Here is a 21205-nt window from a genome sequence, read left to right on the forward strand (position 1 = left end):
CCTTTGATGATTTTGCTACAAAAACATTTAAATCAACGGTATGACATCTTTTTCATCGCCTGATGGCCTGGGCCAACAACAGGCTGACAATCTTAAAACTGCCGGGAATCTTCTCAAGGCAACTCTGGACTCTTCCATGGACATGATTCAGGTGTTTGAAACAGTGTGGAACGATCAGGGTGAGATTATTGATTTTAAATGGATACTAAATAATTATGCTGCCGAGAAAGTTTACGGGAATGTGATCGGCCTGAGCCTGCTGCAACAACAACCCGGTGTAGTTCAGGAAGGTATTTTTGAAGCCTTCAGACAAGTTGTCGAAACAGGTGAGCCCCAGCAATATGAAAAGCATTATCTGCATGAACAGTTCAATGGTTGGTTCCGTCAGTCGGTAGTGAAGCTCAATGGAGGCGTGGCAATCACAACATCAGATATTACAAGCCTGAAAAATACGGAGCAGCAGCTACGGGAAAGTAGGACCATACTGCAAAGCGTTATTGATGCGTCAAAAACAGGCGTGGCAGTATATAAAGCAGTCCGGAATGATGTAGGTGAGATTACTGACTTTGTGCATGAATACATCAACCGGGCCAGCATCGACATGCTTGGTGAAGACTTTACAGGAAAAAGGTTCTCTGATCTTGGCGAAAATGCATTAGTCCAAATGCCGCAGTTCAGACAGGTGATTGAAGCCGGAAAGAGCAGTGCATATGTGCGGCAAACAGATTTTCAGGGTAGTAAAGTCTGGTTCTCCATCACCGACAATCCGTTAGACGGTGACCGGCTGGTACATACATGGGAGGACATTACGAAGGAAAAAAAAGCGGAAGCGGAAATGCTGCTTTTAAAAGACAAAATAGCGAAGATAGCAACCGATAAATTCGAATCTATTTTCAATGCTATCGATGACGGATTCTGCATCTATAAACTGATATACAATGACCAGGAAAAGCTGGTTGATCTGGAATGGGTTGAAGTTAATCCCGCTTATGAAGAGCAAACGGGATTAAGAGATGTTATCGGTAAACGTCACAGTGATTTTTCATTTAACACAGAAGATTATTGGTATGAAACCTACGAGAAAGTGTCCGAAACAGGCGAACCAACCCGCTTCGAACAATGGCACCAGCCAACTGGACGTTGGTACCTGACTAATACGACAAGAATTGGAGGGACGGGTAGCAGGCAGGTTGCCGTCGTGTTTAGCGATATTACGGAAAGCAAGCAACTGGCACAGCAGCAAATTTTTCTTTTAAAACTGACTGATGCTTTAAGATCTATTAAAGATCCTGTCCGAATACAGCAGGGAGCTGTAAAGCTGATAGCGAAAGAGCTCGATGTGATACAAGCGTTTTATTTTGAGATGCTGACTGACGGGGACACATTTGAGCTCACAGCGCGTTATGAGGTAAATGGATCGCCGGTGCCTGATCGCGTGCGCATTTCAGATCTTCCGGCTAATCAGGCTGCGGACTATCGAAACAGACGAACCTTCATACTTTGCGACAGTGAATTGGAAGAACACCGGGAAAGCTACCGGGCGCTCGGTATTCGTGCCGTTTTAGGTGTACCGCTTGTTAAAAACGGACAACTTATGGCACTTGTGGCTGTTTATTCAGAATTGCCGCGCAATTGGACAAAATTTGAAATCGAGCTTGTGGAAGAGTCTGCCCGGCGGACCTGGGCAGCGGTGGAAGGTGGGAAGGCCGAAGAAGCCGTAAAGGATTCGAAAGAGCGCTTTCAATCGATTGCCAATCTAGTTCCGGACTTGCTTTGGGACAGCGAACCGGATGGATCAACCAACTGGTACAATATGCGCTGGCTTGAATATACCGGGCAAACGCTGGAAGAGGCTATTGGCTGGGGTTGGGTCGATGCGATTCATCCTGAAGACCGGGAAGGTTCGGCCCAACGCTACGGAAAGGCAGTTGAAACCGGCCAGCCTTTGCAGCAGGAGCACCGAATACAGCGTCACGACGGCGTATACCGCTGGTTTGTTGTCAGCTCATCGCCGGTTAAGGACGAAAGTGGAAAGGTTGTTAAAATGTATGGTGCTGCTACCGATATCCACGATCGTAGACAGGCCGAAGATTCCCTGCGCGAATCGGAAGAAAAATTCCGCACGCTGTTCGAGACTATCGATGAAGGCTTCTGCATTCAGGAGCTTTTACTTGACAAAGACGGTAGGGTTGTCGACATGATTTATCGCGAAGCGAACGAAGCTTTTGAGCAACATACAGGTCTTACCGAAGCAAGCGGCAAGCAGGCAAGCGAAGTTTTTCCCAATATTGAACATTCTTGGTTTGATGCTTTGACGCGGGTATACCAGACTGGTATTTCCGAACGGATAGAAGGATATAATGAAGACACCGGACGCTGGCTTACCGCACAGTATTCCCGCTTTGGCGGTGCAGGCAGCCCTTTCGTTGTGGCGGTGTTCAACGATTTTACTGAGCGCAAGCAGCGGGAGATAAACCGGGAATTTCAAATCAATATGGCCGAAGACCTGAGCCACATTACAGATGAAGACGAAATTGTAAAAATTGTGGGAGCCAAGCTGGCTGCTCATCTGGCGTTGACAAGCTACCATTATGTAGACATCGATGAGGACCACAGCGAGGTTACCTTCTCTCATGCATGGAGCGCGCTAGATGTGCTTGATGTTCGAGGAACTTATCCGCTCTATGCAATAATTGCGCCGGATGCAATGGATGGCTGGCGAGCGGCGGCGGTAGCTGTCATTAACGATATTGAACATGACTTATCAGGCCACACAACGCAATCAACCGTGCTCAAGGAAGGCGCATGGGCACAGAAAGTCGCAGCTTATATAGCTGTGCCGTTTAGTCAGGGTGGTCAATGGAAGGCATATTTCTCGGTATCAGATAGCCGGGCTAGAAAGTGGACTGCCCTTGAAATCGAGCTGGTTCAGGCCGTTGCAGGCCAGCTATTGCTGAGTGTTGAACGTGCGCGGGCGGAAGCGTCGCTTCGCGATTCAGAAGAAAAACTTCGTACGGTGTTCGATTCAATGGATCAGGGCTTTTGTATTATTGAAATCGTGCACGACCATTCGATAAATGATGGGCAGGCTATATCCGCCCCTGGGGTAGATTATCGTCTTCTCGAAGCGAATGGCGTATTCGAGCGGCAGACAGGAGTTGATAATGCAAGGGGTAAACTCGCCAGTGAATATGTCCCGGCAGAGGAACCCTTCTGGCTCGAAAATTTTGACCAAGTTGCGAGGACCGGCGAGCCTGTCCGCCTTGAACATTACCATCAGGTCACCAGCCACTGGTACTCTGCGTTGGTTGTCCGCATAGGCGATCAGGGCAGCAACCGCGTCGCCATTGTTTTTGATGACATTACCGGGCGTAAACATCAGGAGCAACGTCAAGCCTATATGCTGGAACTGAGCGATGCATTTCGCACGCTTTCGAATCCGCTTGCCATTGAAGACAAAAGCCTTCGCCTGTTGCGAAACCAGTTGAACGTGCCCAGAGCTGTTTATGCAGAAGCACTTGACCAGGAAGGAAAAATGCAGATCACAGCCGAAAGCCTTGAAGAAGGTTTGCTGCCGACAAAGGGAGCCATAATGCATTTCTCTGATTTTACACCCGAAGCATTCGCGGAAGCATTGCAGGGACGCCCGCTTTGGCAGGAAGATGTGCAGGAAGACGATTATTCGGCTGAACATTGTGCGGGCTACGCCGAGCTCAACACCCGCTCCTGGCTGATGGTGCCGTTTGTTCAGGAAGGAAGACTTGTAGCCGGAATTACTATACATCACTCAGAGCCGCGGATGTGGAAACCTGATGAAATTCAGCTCGTCCAAGAAGTGATTGAGCGGACCTGGCTCGCAGTGGACCGGGCGAATACAGAGCAGCAGGTGCATAATTCGGAAAAAAGGCTACGCATCGCAACAAAAGCCGCGGATATGGCAACCTGGGAATGGGATCTGGTACAAAATCAGGTCATTTGGAATGAACGTCACTTCGAAATTTTTGGCCTGGAGCCAAGAAATGAGCCTGTGCAGCCACAAGTATTTTTCGAACATATTCATCCGGCTGACAGAGAAAGGGTCGATGGCTTGCTGCGTGAATCGCTGGCCAGTGATGTGGAATTCGATACCGAATTTCGTGCGGTACTGGAAGACGGCTCCGAACGCTGGATGAGCGGTTTTGGTCGTGTAATGGAAAGATCAGGAACAGAACCTGTTTCCATGAGTGGTGTGATGTTTGACATTACGGCGCGGCGGCAGGCCCAACAGGATCTGCATCGAAGTGAAGAGCGCCAGAGTGCCATACTTGAAAGTGCAAAAGATTACGCCATATTAACACTGGACATGGACTTGCGGGTGCGGGACTGGAATGCAGGGGCTCAGAATATGATGGGTTATCTGGAAGAGGAAATTGTAGGGCAGCCCGGAGAAATTTTTTTTGTTCCGGAAGATAGGGCAAAAGGTGCTCCACAGCTTGAAAAGGAGAGGGCGGTTAACGAAGGGCGGGCGACCAATGAGCGTTGGCATCTTCGAAAAGACGGTTCGCGTTTCTATGGATCAGGCGTTACCACGCCGCTTCTTGACGATGCAGACAATATCATCGGGCTTCTAAAAGTGATGCGTGATCTTACTCTCGAGAAACGTAGTGAAGATGCCTTGAAGGAAGGCAGCAAACGAAAGGATGAGTTTCTGGCCATGCTAGCTCACGAGCTACGGAACCCCGTATCCACCGTCCGGAATGGGATATCACTTTTGAAATTTATGCAGCAGGCAGATCCGCAAGTTTTTGAAATTGTTAACATGATGGACAATCAGGCTACGCACCTGGTCCGCATGATAGATGACCTGTTAGATGTTAGCCGGGTTACCCAAGGCAAAATCGAGCTAAAGTCAGAGCGAATGGAAATTGGTACGCTGATCCAAAACACGGTGAAAGCAATCCAGCCGCAATATGAAAGCCGTGGCAAAACGCTTCGTTTGGATGAAGTCCCCACTGATTTATTTATTCAGGGAGATCCGACCAGGCTGTCTCAGGTCATGACCAATCTTTTAACCAATAGCCTTCGCTATACCGGTGATGACGGAAAGGTGTGGGTCAGCCTTGCAGCTGAAAACAATGAGGCTGTAATACGTGTAAAAGACAATGGGATAGGACTTTCGACTGAGCAGCAGACATCGGTATTTGAGCTGTTTGTACAAGCCGATAACTCTCTTGCACGCACGCAAGGCGGATTAGGGATTGGCCTGACGCTGGTCAGGCAATTGGTTGAAATGCATAATGGACGGGTACAGGCCATAAGTCCGGGGATTGGCCAGGGTAGTCAGTTCACTGTATATCTGCCTCTAATGAATGCACCTCAGCAAACGATAAGGGAGAGGTCTGATGATTCCACCAATCATTCCACCTTACAAATTCTTATAATTGATGACATTGAAGATTTGGCTAAAATGACATCAATGCTTTTAAAACTGAAAGGCTATAAAGTTGATATCCGTTTCAATGGCAAGGCCGGAGCGGAAGCTGTTGAAACTTTGGAACCTGCGGTGGTGCTTTGCGACATCGGTATGCCCGATCTGGACGGATATAAGACAGCCAGACTGATCCGGCAGGGTAATTGGGGACGCAATGTTACCCTTATCGCATTATCAGGATATGGGCAGCAGGAAGATAAACAACGGAGCAAGGAAGCTGGTTTTGACGGGCATTTGATAAAGCCTGTCAACATGGAAGAGCTGCAAAAATTAATAAATAACTTAATGACTAAATAAACAGATTGATAATGGACTAGTTAAGTCAGCACTCCAAATAATCGCGATTCATAACAATTTATCCCTTAAACGATGATCAGTTCGAATAAACCACAGACGCTACCACCTGATATACTTAGGTCGGTAAATACCAAAGCATTCGCCAAAATGGATCAGGGATTCAGTTTGTAGAGCGAATCAACGACCGTGGCGATGGGCCTCTTGATTTCTGTTACATCTTGGTTAACAAAGCTTTTGAGACGCAAACGGGATTGTTTAATGTAATCGGTAAAACAATTCTGGAAGTGCTTCCAGAAGTTGAGCCAGACATCATGGAGATCTATGAACATGTAGCGTTGACGGGGGACCTGCCCAATTCAAGGCTCACATCGGTACACTATATTTGTGGATGGAGGCTGATGTTTTTCGTATTAGCCAGAAACCGTTGCACATAGGTGTACTGTTAGCCAATGTTACTGACCTCAAAGAACGCGAACAAAAACCGGAGTTCTTTTTGAAGCTGAGCGATGCAATACATCCTCTGGCCGATGCAGAGCAAATCCAGTCGGTGGTATTGGTAATCTTGGGTGAGCACTTCAGGGGTGAACCGGGTGTTGTATGCCGAAGTTGAACCTGACGATAAGTATTTTGTCCTTGAAACCAATTATGTGAACAATAATTTCCCCCAGATGACTGGACGTTTTCGGCTGAGCGATTTTGGAAATGCGCAAAACTCGCAACGCTTGGGTGAAACACTTGTATTACCTTAGATCACTCATGAACATGAATAGAATGAACATTTAAGGTGTTTTCTGGCAATTGGGGTGGTTCTAATTATTGGTATCCCTTTGCTGCATAAGAGGGTCATTGGGTGGCCAGCCTTACGATACATCACAGCCAGCCACACGCTTGGACGGACCAGGAAGTGGAAATGGCCGAATAAACCGCAGAGCGTATCTTAGCAGTCTTGCAACGCGCCAGAGGCGAAATGCCTTAAGTGACGCAAACTGGCAGAAAGATCAATTCATGGCCATGCTGGTTGGTTTTAAGGCGGCGGTTTTACAAAATTCCAAAGCATGCGTAACATTCCGGTTTAAAAATTCGTAATCTTTACCAGCTTTTTCAATCTGCCTTAATTGTATAAATTCGGCTTTTGTCACTCTTGGACCGTTGTAGTAGCACATGATTACTAGGTTTTAGTGTTTTTGAAATGTTCAACAATTTTCTCGCCAATTGGAATTGCTTCTGATTGTCTTCCTTCCGGAATTGACATCCAAACCTTATGACCGTCAAAAACTTTGGATCTGCTGATGATCAATGGCTTTCGTCCGTCGGAAAAGCTAGCTAAAAAACAGTCCTACCATCCGAATCCATGACTTTAATGGCAACCTTCATACCTTCAAATTCTACCTCAAAGTCGTCAGCTTGAAATAACATAACGGATTGATTTAGGACTAAATTAATTAATTATCAAATTAGATATCTAATATTTCACGGTGCGCGCTGATGAGTTTTAAGAATGTTACTGATATTATCTTTTAGGCTTATTCCAAAATCCACGCCTACGTTGTGTAGTAAGGTAATTGTAACAATTATGCTGATTACAATTATAATGGCTGTTTTTCTGAGAGATTTCATTACTTCCAGAACTCCGGTCTGAGAAATTTTGGTTGCCTTAACTGAAAAACCTGCCTTGCTTAGAGAAACTTCAAAATTTTCGATATCTGTTTCTTTGCTTTTATTCTCTGTAATTGTTGTCATATTTATTTTTTCAAATAAGTGATTTACTGATCTGGGAAAGAAGGAAAGTTGCTGTGAGCAAGATCATTCATAGCTTCTGAGCTTCGTTCAATTGACTTCCACAAACCAAATACATCGAGTTCAAATAAAGTAGGACAGAATTTCACATTTAATAATTTATGTGGGACATAAATTATTAAAGAATTGATATATTGTCATTTACGATATATTTGCCTTTACGTACTAATAATTGGTTACCAAGGGACTAGCTAGCTTCAAAAACCCTTATGGATCCGAGGGAATGAATGTAAATTTTGAGTAGGTAAATAATTTATTGTCTTCCAAAACAGTTGGCAAGCTGTCAAGACTTATTAGGGAAAAAGGTGGAAGTGAAATTCCAAATCTTTCTGACAAATACAATTGTTTGTTGTTTGATTTGTCGCTTATAAATTGTTGTTTTTGATCCATTGTTCCGGTTATTTCTGATGCAAAACACGGCTTAGGAACTAAAAAAACAAAGGACAAGTTATTAATTAATGTGGGACATAAATTATAACTAATTCATTACTAATGAATATTAAAGGAGCAGGCCGAAAACCATTGGAAAGTGAAAATCGCAGGGAAAAAAACATTAGGGTAAGGCTGACTGATGCTGAATTATTACAGATTCAGAAGCTGTTTAGAAGGACACGAAAACAGACAATTTCTAATATGGTGAGAACGGTGATTTTTCGAGAAAAGCTGCCTGTTCAGATTGAAAACCGGGAGTTTCAGATTGCGATGCGGGAAATTTCAAGTCTTATTGATCAGAGCGGTAAAATAGTTCGGTCGAAAGCACCAAAATTTGACGATTTTAAAGAAATTGTAGAGCGCCTGGAAATTTCTCTGAAAGATGCATCTGCCAAATTTGGGAATCAGGTGTTGGTGCTTTCAGATTTGCAAGAGATCAATATGTTAGATAAATGACATAAGCATTATAATATTTTTGAATATTGATTTTAAGGAAGCGACAATGAATAAACAGGATCAATACTTTAAAAAATTGCAAAGGAATGGCATTTACCATTATGCCCATTTGATGGCTACTTTAAATCCGCCAGTTTGCGAAGTCATAAATTCTCTTAATGAGAATCCAATCCTAGAACACCGTGAATACGACCTTTCTAAACCTGGCGATTGGGTTGATTTAAGAGCTTTTAGTGAAGATTGGGACGAAATTTCAAGTGTTGAGTATAAGATGGCTTTTAATCTTGCTACTTCTGGTGATTTTAAGGTTTATATTAACGGAAAGTTGCAGGTTTAAGGTCAGTTTAAATAAGATTATTAAATGGTTCGCATTATTGTGACGATAATTAAAAAGCTATTATGGACAAAAACGGTACAATTATTATTATTGAAGACGATGAAGATGACCAGTTTTTACTTGAAGACGTATTCAACCAACTGGGATATCCAAATCAAAGGATGTACTTTTTGGATGGATTATCGGCACTAGAATATCTTTATAATTCTTCAGACCTTCCTTTCATTATTATTTCTGATATAAATCTGCCTAAATTAAATGGGTTGGAGCTTAGGCGGAAGATCCAGGAAGATGCTGAGCTTAATCTAAAGTGTATCCCTTATGTGTATTTTACCACGGCACTAAATCAGCAGGCGGTTATCGATGCTTACAGCTCTTCTGCACAAGGATTCTTTGTAAAGCCGAATGGAGTTGATGAAATTATGGAAACGATAAAAGCAATAATAGAATATTGGAAAAAATGTGCATCTCCAAACAATTTTTGAATAGGTTTCCCATGCAACAAACAGAGAAAATTTTATAACGACTATTATTTATTCATTTTCAGTAATATACATGGTTTGCGTATGACTATTTCAGTGTATTTACTGTTGTATAACTACATGTTATGTTAAATATCTTATACAGGTGTTTCTCAAAACGATTCAGTGACTGGCAAATTTAATTCCTAACAACCAGTTAAAACTGCCAAATCAGTTATCTATTTATAACATTATAGTTGTATGAATTGCTGCTGGTTTCCAATTGCCAACTCTGTTAGTACGTTTCGAATTCGGCTTTTACCAAAATTTGCATGCGAAGTACAAGGATAAAATTCTCAAAAATTGTTCGCTTTGGAATTTAATAATCATTCTAAGTCAAAGACCAACTGGTAATGTAAGTTGCTATTCGCCAGTATTGAGGATATTAAGTTCAAGGCATACCGAAAGTATTAACAGATTGGCTATGCATGGGATTCAAAGATTTATTAACTTTGTCTCAATAGAGAATTGTGTGTAAGAAAATCAAGCATGTTTAAGCAGAAGTTTTTTATACGTATAATAGCGTGAATCGTGAAGGTTGGTGATTATTTATTTTTAATTGCCTTATTATGAGTGTATTATGGGGCAGGTTCGAATCCCTCCGCTTCCACGAGAATAATTTTCAAGGTAGAAAATTATTCAGCGCGTAAATCATAGAGTTTAAGGTTTTGAGCTTTGTAAGTATTTGAAAATTAATCACTTACAAGTAAGGTTCGAATCCCTCCGTCTCCACTGATTGAAAAATCAAAATTACTTAATAGCCCGTAAATCAACGATTTACGGGCTATTTCTTTTTTTTTAACAGCCAAAATATTCCATTATTATCAACTTTCAAGGTACCAATTCGGTGCACCTGAGTTATTGCTTGACTGTCTGTAATTCAGTAAGATGTGTGCTGAATGAATATCTTAAAATGTACTTTAAAACAACCTATGTTTAATCTAAAAAAAGAAAAAATAAGTTTTTTATTGTAAAAGTTTAGGTGTCAATTTACGTTCATTTGGAAAAACACCTAATACTTTGTATTCGTTGGAATTGAATCATAATAAAGTCCTTCTTATGTTCAAGGGCATTACTGAATTAAATGTTATATGCTCGTGGATCATACCCGGCAGAAAGAGCAGAAATGGGGCTTTTAGCTTGTTATGCTGAATTATTTTGCCTTAGATTCAATTGAATAATCGTAAAAACGGTAGTATATATGAGATTCAGGCTAGTAGGAAGCTAATTTCCTTCAATACAAATTTTTTAAATTAATGCTGGTTAAATGAATTCTGTCGGTAAAAAGTGCATGAATCATTATTGTCAGTTAAAAGATTGTCTAAATTCAAGGGGTGATAGTTTGGTTTTTATCTTAAATAGTCTGCTGAATGACTGTAAGTGTTCAAACCCAAGCTCATAAGCAATTTCACTGACAGACAGGTTTGTAGTAGATAGCTTTTCTTTGGCTTTTTCAATCAGCTTTTCGTGAATGTGCTGCTGGGTACTCTGTCCGGTGAGCACTTTAAGCATACTGCTTAAATACTTAGAGGATATATTTAACGCTCCCGCCAGATACATCACCGTGGGCAAACCTTTCGAGATCAAATCGTCACTGTTGAAATAGTCTGTCAATAAATTTTCCAAACGTTCCAGGACCTGGTGGTTAGCTTTCTCCCGTGTAATAAATTGACGATGATAAAAGCGGTCTGCATAATTAAGTAACGTTTCCAGGTGGGAAATAATGATACTTTTGCTAAATCTATCAATATTCGAATGATATTCATGTTCAATGTTCTGAATGACGGCTGTTATGATCACTTCTTCTTTCTCAGAGAGAAACAATCCTTCGTGTAATGAATAACCCCAAAAATCATACTGCTTTATAATTTTTGCCAAACCGGTGTTCCATAAAAAATCAGGATGGATGTATAACACCCAACCTGATTTTTCTACACTTTTGCCCTTGTCATCCACGTCAATGCTAAATATCTGATTTGGAGACATGAAAGACATAATACCTCCATTAAAGTCAAATGGGTGCTGTCCATATTTTACCTTAACGTTAAGCATTCTTTTTATTGAAATAGAATAGAAATCAAATGCCATAGGTACAGCCTCTTCGCTTTGTGAATGCGGAACGGTCGCTACATCCACTATACTTATCAGTGGATGTAGCGGCGCAGCCAAATGCACATACTGGTGAAATTCGCTTATGGTTTTAAAATGCTTCATACAATTAAATTTCTTTTCTTACTTCGAGTACTAGTCTGCCTCTCACGTGCCAGGTTTCGCTTTCAATGTGTGCTTCAGCTACATCTTCCAAAGCAAATACTTGGCTGATCAAAACCGTCACTTTCCCTTCATCAATTAACTGTGCAATTTCAGATAACCATTGCTGACGGGGTTGGTTAGCGGAAAGTTCTGCGGTTATTTTCTTATCAGCTGCGACTTGCGTCAATTGATCATTAAACGGGAAATCAGTATTCACACTTACAAATATTCCTCCTTCATTCAATACGCCAAATGCTTTGATCCGCTCATCATTATTACGGGTCGGCGAAGCCTCCAGAACAACATCTATATTCTGCACCAGTTCTTCAAAGTTTTGGGTTGTATAATCGATTACCTCATCTGCACCGAGATTCTTTACATGCTCCAGGTTATCTGTTGAAGCTGTTCCGATTACATAGGCACCCCTTGCTTTGGCAAACTGCAAAGCGAAACCTCCAACGCCACCTGAGGCCCCCTGAATGAAAATGCGCTGGCCGGTCATTAATTTTCCGTACTCAAATATAGCCGTCCAGGCAGTAAGTGCTGCCAAAGGGACACCTGCTGCTTCATTGAAGCTAAGACTTTTTGGTTTAAGGGCAAATTGGGTTGCTTTTGCAACACAGTATTCCGCATAACTGCCGTCGCCAGGAAAATTGGGTACACCGTAAACAGCATCTCCTGTTTTAAGGATATTCACATCACTTCCGGTCGCCTCAACTATTCCAGCCGCATCCCAGCCCAAGGTCATGGGTAAGGTCAGGAACGATTTCAAACTTTCATTGTTGCCTTTCCGAATTGCCCAGTCAACAGGGTTGACACCGCTAGCATATACTTTAACCAAAATTTCATCAGAAGCTGGAACTGGAATCTCAATATCTTCTATTTTCATGACCTCCGGACCGCCGAACTCGTTTATTCTTACTGCTTTCATAATATTTAGTTTATTTGCCAGCAAAAATGAGGATGATTCAGAAGATTAATTTAACCAAATTCCGCTTTATGTTAGCCTAATTACGAATTGGCAGGTTCCGTCTTCAATTTTCCCTTGTTATTGTTTTTCAGTGATTGCCAATTCCAAGATTATAACTTATCCGGAAAATAAATCATCAATTGTATGTGGCTCTTCCTGACCAAAAAGTTAGCAATATTTGTTTTACAGGAACTTGCTTAACGTATTGCCGGACCAGTTATAGCAACGGTTTTGTTTAAGGATTTTAAGACCTCCTGCGTTGAAATAAAACGTTTTTTAGAAGAGATAACATTGGTCGGAAGCTCCGAAGTTTTTCAAAGTAATAACATTTATCTACCTTCTTGTTCTTTACTGTAGTTCACAAAAACGGTGGTTTGTTGAGACTTCAAGTATCTATTTCTAATTTTGCAAGTCTTAACTGACACGTAGTTGACTTTTTACCAAATGATAAATGAACTGATGAGAAGGGGTACTAACTTTCGCCTATGAAAGAATTTATTGATCATATTCTACGGTTTGCCAATTTGAACAAACAACAGACTGACCTTCTTGTGAGCAAGGCAACAAGTCTGGAGCTTCGTAAAGGGGAATATTTTTCTGAAGCCGGAAAAATCCCCAGGCATTTGGGTTTCGTACTGGAAGGTGTTTTTCGTTTTTGTTATTACAACAACAAAGGCGAAGAAATTACAAATGGCTTTGCTGATGAAAATAATTTTATAACCGACTATCCAAAGTTTGAATCGAGTGTGACGGCTTCCGAATATGTACAGGCAGTTACAGACTGTAAGCTCATCGTTTTTTCAAAGAAAGATTGGGACGAAATTTCGAATACAATTCTTGATTGGGATAGGGTTGTTGCCAAAGTGTATCAAAAATGTCTGGTAGAAACCATAGATAAAAGAAGTTCATTAGTTTCAGAAGATGCCACCACCCGTTACTTATCATTTATTGAAAAATCCCCCATGCTTTCTAACCGCATTCCGCTTTCCTATATCGCTTCTTACCTGGGAATTACACAGCAATCTTTAAGCAGAATAAGGAAAAATATTCGTTGAAATTCCTTTTTACCAAATGGTAAAGGGTTCGCTTTTTTAAATATAAAACTTTGCATCATTAACTTAAATCAATAAAATAATGAGCAAAAAAGTTGTATTAATTACAGGAACAAATAGCGGATTTGGATGGCTTGCCGCGAATAGCGTAGCTGGTTTGGGTCACAAAGTATATGCTACCATGAGGGATATCGATGGGAAAAATGCTGATAAAGCAAAAGCATTATCGGAGGTAGAAAATATAACCGTTTTAGATGTTTCCCTAACGGATGACGCCAGTGTGAAAAATGCAATTGACACTATTCTAACCAAAGAAGGAAGAATAGATGTATTGGTAAACAATGCAGGTTATACAATGACAGGTGTGACTGAAAGCTTTACAACGGGTGATGTACAGGACATGTTTGATGTGAACGTTTTTGCACCCTGGAGATTAATGAAACTGGTATTGCCCGCCATGCGTAAACAATCGGAAGGCTTAATTATTAATATTTCAAGTGGTTTTGGAAGATTCTCTGCACCTTTTTCAGCAGTGTATGGCGCTTCAAAGTTCGGTCTGGAAGGATTGAGCGAGGGTTTGCATTATGAGACAAGGCCTTTAGGTATTGATGTGGCCATTGTTCAGCCAGGCGCTTTCCCCACCGAAATATATATGAAAAACCAATTTGGTTCAGATACTTCTGTTGTTGGTGGGTATGAAGTAATAGCTGATATTCCGGGTAAAATGGGAGCGGCTATTGGCCAGATTTTTGAAACTTTAAAACCAAACCCGCAAGACGTTGCAGATGCAATAGTTGATCTGATCAATTTACCAACCGGGCAGAGACCACTAAGAACAGTTGTAGATCCTGCAACGGGTGATATGGTAAGAGCTGCTAATGATGCTGTAAAAGTCGAGTATGCAAGAGGGATAACTGCATTGGGAATGAAAGATTTACTGGCCTGACCTTTATCAAATACCCAAAAATTCTGCAACAAAACGCAACTCAAATCTCACATTCAAATGTGATTTTTACAACAAGAAGTACTCCGGTAAGATGAACCGTACCAGTGCGGAAAGAAAGCTCAATAGATATATTTTATTGAGCTTTCTTTCTTTTTAGAGGATACGTATTTTAAATGCCGCCATTATCTTGTGTGTCTTCTAATTGCAAAGCGTGGGATTTGCAATCCGTTCAGGAATTCATGTTAGTTTAGTTTATAAAAACTTCTTTTTAGCACATAGAATTAATGCTTACTACTTTATTCTTGATCAGGTACATGAAGATTAAATATTGATTTAGAGAACTTTAAAATTATCGGTGGAATGTTAGACATTTAGACACTTTGGTTGTCAGCAGAAACGGAGTTAATTGTTTTTAGGTTTTAGATTTGTTGACGGAGGAGTAAATTGATGCCGCCTCACGGCTAAATTACATTTTACTGAACTTCGACATCATATAATAATCCATTCTTTTCCCAATATCACCCATGGTTTGACCGGATATGTTAATAGACATTTGCAGGAGCAGTTTTCTTATCTGAGGCTTAGTTGTTAAGCCTGATGACGTTTACCAGATTCTTGCTTTGTCAATATGAAAAAATATATTTTTATAGGTCTTATCGGTATAACCGTTTCGCTTTCAGCCTTTTCATGGAAGGAAAGTTTGTTTGGTCGTAAGGTAGATTATAATACAGAGGTCAAGCCAATTTTAAATAAAAACTGCATGGGATGCCATGGCGGTGTGAAAAAGGCAGGGGATGTCAGTTTCCTTTTTGAGCATGAGATGCTGGAGCCTGGCAAATCTGGTAAGATTCCGGTTGTTCGTGGCGACGCAGATGCCAGTGAGATGATACGGCGGATTTTGAGCGAAGATGCGGACGAAAAGATGCCTCAAAAAGGAAATCCGTTGACGGAAGAAGAAGTCAAAACACTGAAAGATTGGATTAACGAAGGTGCAGAATGGGAAAAGCACTGGTCGTACAGAAGGATTGAAAAACCGGATGTTCCATCGTTAAATAATCTATGGAATTTGTACGGACTCATTGAGACGGATGAGAAAAAGTTTGCGAAAAATGAAATAGACAATTTCGTTATAAAAAAACTGAAAAAGGAAGGTCTCAATGTTTCTCCTGAGGCAGACCGGATCACATTAATTCGCAGGGTAAGCCTGGATCTTTCCGGCTTGCCTCCGATGGAAAAAGAAGTTAATGATTTTGTCAATGATAAATCTTCCGATGCCTACGAAAAGGTTGTTGACCGGTTGTTGAAATCCTCCGCCTATGGTGAAAGGTGGGCCTCAATGTGGATGGACCTGGCGCGTTATGCAGATACGAAAGGGTATGAAAGTGATGGTGCCAGAACGATGTGGCGTTACCGTGACTACGTTGTTAAAGCTTTTAACCAAGACAAACCTTTTGACAAATTCACGATAGAGCAGCTTGGCGGAGATTTATTACCGGGAGGCAAGGATGGTTTTCCTGATAAAAATAACCTGATCGCTACGGGTTTTCACCGTAACACGATGACCAACAATGAAGGCGGTACCGAGGATGAGGAATTCCGTACTTCTGCCCAGATAGACCGGGTGAACACGACCTGGGAAGTGTGGCAGGGGACAACATTTGCCTGTATTCAATGTCACAGCCATCCTTATGATCCGATTCCGCATGAAGATTATTACAAATACATGGCGTATTTTAATAATTCAAGAGATGAGGATCTGGCTGACGAATCACCAAAATTAAGGTTTTACAAGGGCAATGATTCAGCGCGCGTGGAACGTGTTAAAAGCTGGATTGAAAAGTATAATCCCTCGCAAACCAAGGAAGTTACCCAGTTTCTGAATGTGATGGAACCCAAGATTAATTCCCACAGCTTCGCGAAGGGGGATCAGTCTACTGTTCTTGGCGTTTCTTATTTCGGTGTTAAAAATAAAGGAAATGCCAGGATTCCAAAGGTAAACCTGGAAAGGGCTGGTAGTATATTGATGAGTGTTTCTACGAAAGCAGAAAACGCCGTTCTTACGCTTCACCTGGACAAAATAGATGGAGCTGTTTTATCCCAAATTAAAATACCAGAAAAAGGCAAGGATACGGTGATTATTGCACCCATTTCAAAAATGGCTGGTAAACATGATATTTATCTATCGCTTAACAGTCCGAAATCACCGGAAGAGTGGGTTAAGATCTCATGGATTTCCTTTCAGCCGGAACTCCCTGGTAGTAATCAACCAGAATATAAAAATATTGTTACGGACTATGCAACTGCATTGACAAAATCTACTGAAAGCATTCCGGTGATCTGGGAGGGAAGGGGTGATTTTGCTAGAAAAACGCACGTGTTTGTCAGAGGAAATTGGATGGTGAAAGGAGCAGAGGTAAAACCAGATGTGCCTAAGTTACTGGCACCTATGCCAAAGGAATTTTCGCGCGACCGTCTCGGCCTGGCGAAATGGATCGTGAACAGAGAAAACCCGTTGACCGGACGAGTTATTGTTAACCGATTCTGGGAGCAATTGTTTGGAAAAGGGATTGTAGAAACGGTTGAAGATTTTGGTTCGCAGGGAAGTGAGCCCACCCATCCGGAGCTGCTGGATTGGCTGGCTGTCAGGTTTATGGAAGATGACCAATGGAGCGTAAAAAAACTTTTGAAGACAATAGTGATGTCGGGTACATATCGACAAAGTTCTAAAACCAATAAGGAAAAACTTGAAAAAGATCCGTACAATATCTGGCTGTCCCGTGGGCCGCGAGTTCGGTTAAGTGCAGAGCAAGTCCGTGATCAGGCGCTGGCATGCAGCGGATTAATTTCCAGAAAAATGTATGGACCCGGCGTAATGCCTCCGCAACCTGATAAAATCTGGCAGTCGCCATACAGTGGCGAAAAATGGGTGCTTAGCGAAGGCGAGGATAAGTACAGGAGAGGCATTTATACCTATTGGAAACGAACAGCGCCTTACCCTTCAATGGTTACTTTCGACGCGCCGAGCCGTGAATTATGTCAATCCCGAAGGATGCTGACCAATACACCTTTACAGGCACTGGTTACATTAAATGATCCTGTATATCTGGAAGCTGCTGAAAAATTAGCTTCCAGAATGAAGAAAAGAGGCAAGACACCCGAGCAGCAATTAACCGAGGGTTATAGGATGCTCACCTTTCAATCTATTGAAAAAGAAAACTTGAATGTCCTGTTGAGAATATACAAAGAGGCATTGGAAATTTATAAAAGAAAGCCCGCGGATGCGGATAGTATCCTTATTTATGGAAACGAACATTCTCCGGAATTGGCAGCATTAACGATTTCGGCTAACGTGATGCTGAATCTGGATAATGTAGTTACGAAAGAGTAGACGGACAGACGAGCTAAAATCTTATATTATGGAAAAGCTTTTAAAAGAATTACAACATGCTAATTTGGAAAGCCAGACCCGGCGCCACTTTTTGCAGTCATGTGGATTTGGGCTTGGTGCGCTTGGACTAGGATCGCTGCTCGGCTCCTGTGGTAATTCAAATGCCGAAACGGATACCGCTGCGAAGCTGGCATCATCTAAAATTCCACAATTTGCTCCAAAGGCCAAAAGGGTTATTTACATACATATGGCCGGAGCTCCGTCACAGCTCGAACTCTTTGACTATAAGCCTGAGCTATTGAAATACCATGGGAAGGATTGTCCGGCTGAGTTTTTGGAAGGAAAGAAATTTGCGTTCATCCAGGGCGTGCCAAAAATGCTTGGTCCGCAAGGGAAATTTAATCAATATGGAAATTCAGGAGCCTGGATATCCGATTACATGCCGCATTTGCAATCAGTCGCTGATGAAATCACGTTTATAAAATCCATGCATACCGACCAGTTTAACCATGCACCCGCCCAGTTGCTCATGCACACAGGCAGTGCCAGGCTGGGCCGTCCAAGTCTGGGTGCCTGGTCGGTTTACGGGTTGGGATCAGAGAATCAGAACTTACCCGGATTTATCGTTTTAGCCTCTGGTGGACAGCAGCCGGATGCCGGGAAAAGCGTTTATGGAAGTGGTTTTCTTCCATCCGTTTACCAGGGCGTGCAATGCAGAACAGGTGGTGATCCCGTTCTTTACGTGAGCGATCCGACCGGAATGAACCGTAGTATGCGAAAACAGACAATTGATGCGATTAATGACATTAACCGGAAAACCTATGAAGATGTCCAAGACCCTGAAATCCTGACGCGCATCAGCCAGTATGAAATGGCATTCCGTATGCAAATGTCTGTGCCTGAGGTTATGGATGTTTCCAAAGAACCGCAATTTATTTTGGATATGTATGGTGTGAAGCCCGGAGAAGGGACTTTTGCTATGAACTGTCTGCTGGCCAGGAAATTAGTTGAAAACGATGTGCGCTTTGTCCAGCTTTTTGATTGGGGATGGGACGCCCATGGAACTTCCAGTACATCAAATGTAGAAGGAGGTTTAAGGGAGAAATGTCAGGAGTCGGACCGGCCGGTTGCAGCTTTGTTACAGGATTTAAAAATGCGTGGTCTGCTGGAAGAAACCTTGGTGATCTGGGGTGGAGAATTTGGCCGCACACCAATGCAGGAAAATAGAAATGGGTTGGTGATGCCTTATATGGGTCGCGACCATCATCTGGAAGCATTTACGATGTGGATGGCTGGTGGCGGGGTGAAGAAAGGATATTCGCATGGCGAGACGGACGAACTTGGATATTACGGTGTAAAAGATAAAGTCCATGTTCATGATCTTCAAGCCACGATATTACACTTAATGGGTTTTGATCATGAAAAGTTTACCTATCCTTTTCAAGGACGAAATTTCCGCCTGACTGATACAATGGGAAAAGTTGTCAGCCAGGTTATTGCCTGATCATGATTCAACTAATCCGGAATTTTTAGACTGAGTATATATTTAATTACATGACACTAACAGTTATCGTTGCTTCGGATTTCACTAATTTCATTGGACGGTTCCACCCTGTTCTCGTGCATGCGCCTATTGGTTTTTTGTTGATTGCTGCTTTGCTGGAAGCCGGACGACGTATGGGTAAAATTAGTGTATCTGAATCAACTGTCACCTTCATATTATTCTGGTCTGCTGTCAGTGCAACTTTTGCTTGTTTTGCCGGGTATATGCTTTCTCTGGGAGGCGGTTACGATGAAAAACTCTTGAGCGATCACATGTGGCAGGGGATTGGTGTGGCTGCATTTGCGTGGATAGCTTGGTTGTTAAAATCCGAATTTTTCCAAAATAGTAAGACATTGCTGGCCAAATTTTACTTTCCGGCCTTTTGTCTCGCCACGATTTTAACAATGACGGCTGGCCATGACGGCGGGTCTCTGACGCACGGAGAGGGTTACCTGACTCAGTATACACCGGAACCATTTCGAAGCCTGGCGGGTATGGATCCGATAAAAAAAGAAATATCTGGCATTCAGCCTATTGCTGATATTCAACAGGCGCTTGTTTATCAGGATATTGTACAGCCAATTCTTGAAATGAAATGTGTCCAGTGTCACAACGAAAAAAAGCAGAAAGGAGATCTCAGAGTTGACCAGTTTGTATCTCTGCAAAAAGGTGGAAAGGAAGGGCCGGTATTTATACCAGGAAAAGGTGCCGAAAGTAGCATGATCACGAGGTGTTTACTACCGGAAGACGACGATGATCACATGCCGCCAAAAGGAAAACCGCAGCTATCCACAGATCAGATCACCCTTATTTCCTGGTGGATCGATCAGGGCGCACCAGTTGACAAAAAAGTCTCTGATATAAAAGTTACAGAACAGATCAAAACTGCTCTGGCTGGGTTAGGTTCATCAGGTGGTGCTTCAAAATCTGAATTGCCCAAAAGTGCTGAGTCGGCAATCGCGAAATTAACTGTAAGTGAACCGAGCGAAAAAGATATCGAAGCACTCCGCAAAGCAGGTTTGCTCGTGAATCGGCTGTCTCAGGATCAAAATTTGATAGAGGTAAGCGCTGTGAATGCGGCAAATTTTGGCGATGCACAGATCAGTTTGTTATTACCTCTCGCCGAACAGATCACATGGCTTAAACTTGGAAAAACAAAAATTACAGATGCTGGTTTAAAAGAAGTTTCAAAGCTCAAAAATCTGACCAGACTACATTTGGAGCACACCGCCGTAGGTGACGCAGGTTTGGCAAACCTTAAATCATTAAAATATCTTGAATATTTAAATCTGGTTGATACGAAAGTTTCTGATCGAGGGTTAAAAAACGTAGCTGATAACAAAAGTGTGAAATCGGTTTACGTATGGGGCTCAGCGGTATCTGACAGCGCCATAGCAGTCGTGACTTCGAAATATCCGGGATTAGTGATCACGAATGGTTTGAATAAAGAGCTAATGGCCAGGTTTGCCCAGAAAAATGATACGCTGACTTCCAAATAGTTTCCGCTAAGTATCTGGACAGAAATAATATATATTTTTCACGCTGCAACATGTCAGTTGTGGGAATTATAGACTGAAAATCAAGCCGTTGAAGGAATTGACTGACAGGTATTTTCCTTTGGTTCCTCCTCCAAATAGATAAACTCGGCAACAAAGAAATAATCAAATATCTTCTCTCCTGAACTAATAGCATAACCATGAAAGTACATCCTATCTTCCTCAAAGGAAGTATGGTAGTTTATAT

The 21205-nt window shown here is 42.1% G+C and carries 14 protein-coding genes; 11 read left to right on the plus strand and 3 right to left on the minus strand.

The window, feature by feature from the left end; all coding sequences use genetic code 11:
- The first annotated feature begins 136 nt into the window (after positions 1 to 136).
- From L0657_RS05445 to L0657_RS05455, 3 genes are all read left to right on the plus strand, one after another.
- Positions 137 to 5767, plus strand: a complete 5631-nt coding sequence (locus L0657_RS05445) for a PAS domain S-box protein (protein WP_235149401.1) — start codon at positions 137 to 139, stop codon at positions 5765 to 5767.
- A gap of 566 nt (positions 5768 to 6333) precedes the next feature.
- Entirely contained in the window at positions 6334 to 6516 is a 183-nt protein-coding gene (locus tag L0657_RS05450) for a hypothetical protein (RefSeq protein WP_235149402.1), read from the plus strand.
- Between the two features lie 67 nt (positions 6517 to 6583).
- Positions 6584 to 6853, plus strand: a complete 270-nt coding sequence (locus L0657_RS05455) for a hypothetical protein (RefSeq protein WP_235149403.1) — start codon at positions 6584 to 6586, stop codon at positions 6851 to 6853.
- Positions 6854 to 7237: 384 nt separating this feature from the next.
- Here L0657_RS05455 and L0657_RS05460 read toward each other — a convergent pair whose 3' ends face one another.
- A complete protein-coding gene (locus L0657_RS05460) occupies positions 7238 to 7507 on the minus strand; it encodes a hypothetical protein (RefSeq protein ID WP_235149404.1) in 270 nt (89 codons plus the stop codon).
- A 549-nt stretch (positions 7508 to 8056) separates the two neighbouring features.
- Between L0657_RS05460 and L0657_RS05465 the strand changes: the two genes are divergently transcribed.
- The 3 genes from L0657_RS05465 (at position 8057) to L0657_RS05475 (ending at position 9274) form a co-directional block, all read left to right on the plus strand.
- Entirely contained in the window at positions 8057 to 8452 is a 396-nt protein-coding gene (locus tag L0657_RS05465) for a hypothetical protein (RefSeq protein ID WP_235149405.1), read from the plus strand.
- A gap of 46 nt (positions 8453 to 8498) precedes the next feature.
- On the plus strand, positions 8499 to 8789 hold the full coding sequence (locus L0657_RS05470; RefSeq protein ID WP_235149406.1) for a hypothetical protein: 291 nt from the start codon (positions 8499 to 8501) through the stop codon (positions 8787 to 8789).
- Positions 8790 to 8851: 62 nt separating this feature from the next.
- Complete coding sequence (locus tag L0657_RS05475; RefSeq protein ID WP_235149407.1) at positions 8852 to 9274, plus strand: response regulator; 423 nt, start codon at positions 8852 to 8854, stop codon at positions 9272 to 9274.
- Positions 9275 to 10615: 1341 nt separating this feature from the next.
- Here the strand turns inward: L0657_RS05475 and L0657_RS05480 are convergent.
- The gene (locus L0657_RS05480) at positions 10616 to 11524 is read right to left on the minus strand and encodes an AraC family transcriptional regulator (protein ID WP_235149408.1); all 909 of its coding nucleotides are present in this window, start codon (positions 11522 to 11524) and stop codon (positions 10616 to 10618) included.
- A gap of 4 nt (positions 11525 to 11528) precedes the next feature.
- Complete coding sequence (locus tag L0657_RS05485) at positions 11529 to 12494, minus strand: NADP-dependent oxidoreductase (protein ID WP_235149409.1); 966 nt, start codon at positions 12492 to 12494, stop codon at positions 11529 to 11531.
- A 524-nt stretch (positions 12495 to 13018) separates the two neighbouring features.
- Between L0657_RS05485 and L0657_RS05490 the strand changes: the two genes are divergently transcribed.
- The 5 genes from L0657_RS05490 (at position 13019) to L0657_RS05510 (ending at position 20961) form a co-directional block, all read left to right on the plus strand.
- Complete coding sequence (locus L0657_RS05490) at positions 13019 to 13588, plus strand: Crp/Fnr family transcriptional regulator (RefSeq protein WP_235149410.1); 570 nt, start codon at positions 13019 to 13021, stop codon at positions 13586 to 13588.
- A 79-nt stretch (positions 13589 to 13667) separates the two neighbouring features.
- Positions 13668 to 14531 (plus strand): SDR family oxidoreductase, encoded by an 864-nt coding sequence (locus tag L0657_RS05495; RefSeq protein WP_235149411.1) that lies wholly within the window; start codon positions 13668 to 13670, stop codon positions 14529 to 14531.
- 628 nt (positions 14532 to 15159) lie between these two features.
- Entirely contained in the window at positions 15160 to 17919 is a 2760-nt protein-coding gene (locus L0657_RS05500; protein ID WP_235149412.1) for a DUF1553 domain-containing protein, read from the plus strand.
- Between the two features lie 28 nt (positions 17920 to 17947).
- Positions 17948 to 19423 (plus strand): DUF1501 domain-containing protein, encoded by a 1476-nt coding sequence (locus L0657_RS05505; RefSeq protein WP_235149413.1) that lies wholly within the window; start codon positions 17948 to 17950, stop codon positions 19421 to 19423.
- Between the two features lie 50 nt (positions 19424 to 19473).
- Positions 19474 to 20961: a c-type cytochrome domain-containing protein gene (locus L0657_RS05510; protein ID WP_235149414.1), complete on the plus strand. Its 1488-nt coding sequence runs from the start codon at positions 19474 to 19476 to the stop codon at positions 20959 to 20961.
- Positions 20962 to 21205 lie beyond the last annotated feature (244 nt).

The organism is Dyadobacter sp. CY345, from assembly GCF_021502725.1.
Taxonomy (GTDB): domain Bacteria; phylum Bacteroidota; class Bacteroidia; order Cytophagales; family Spirosomataceae; genus Dyadobacter.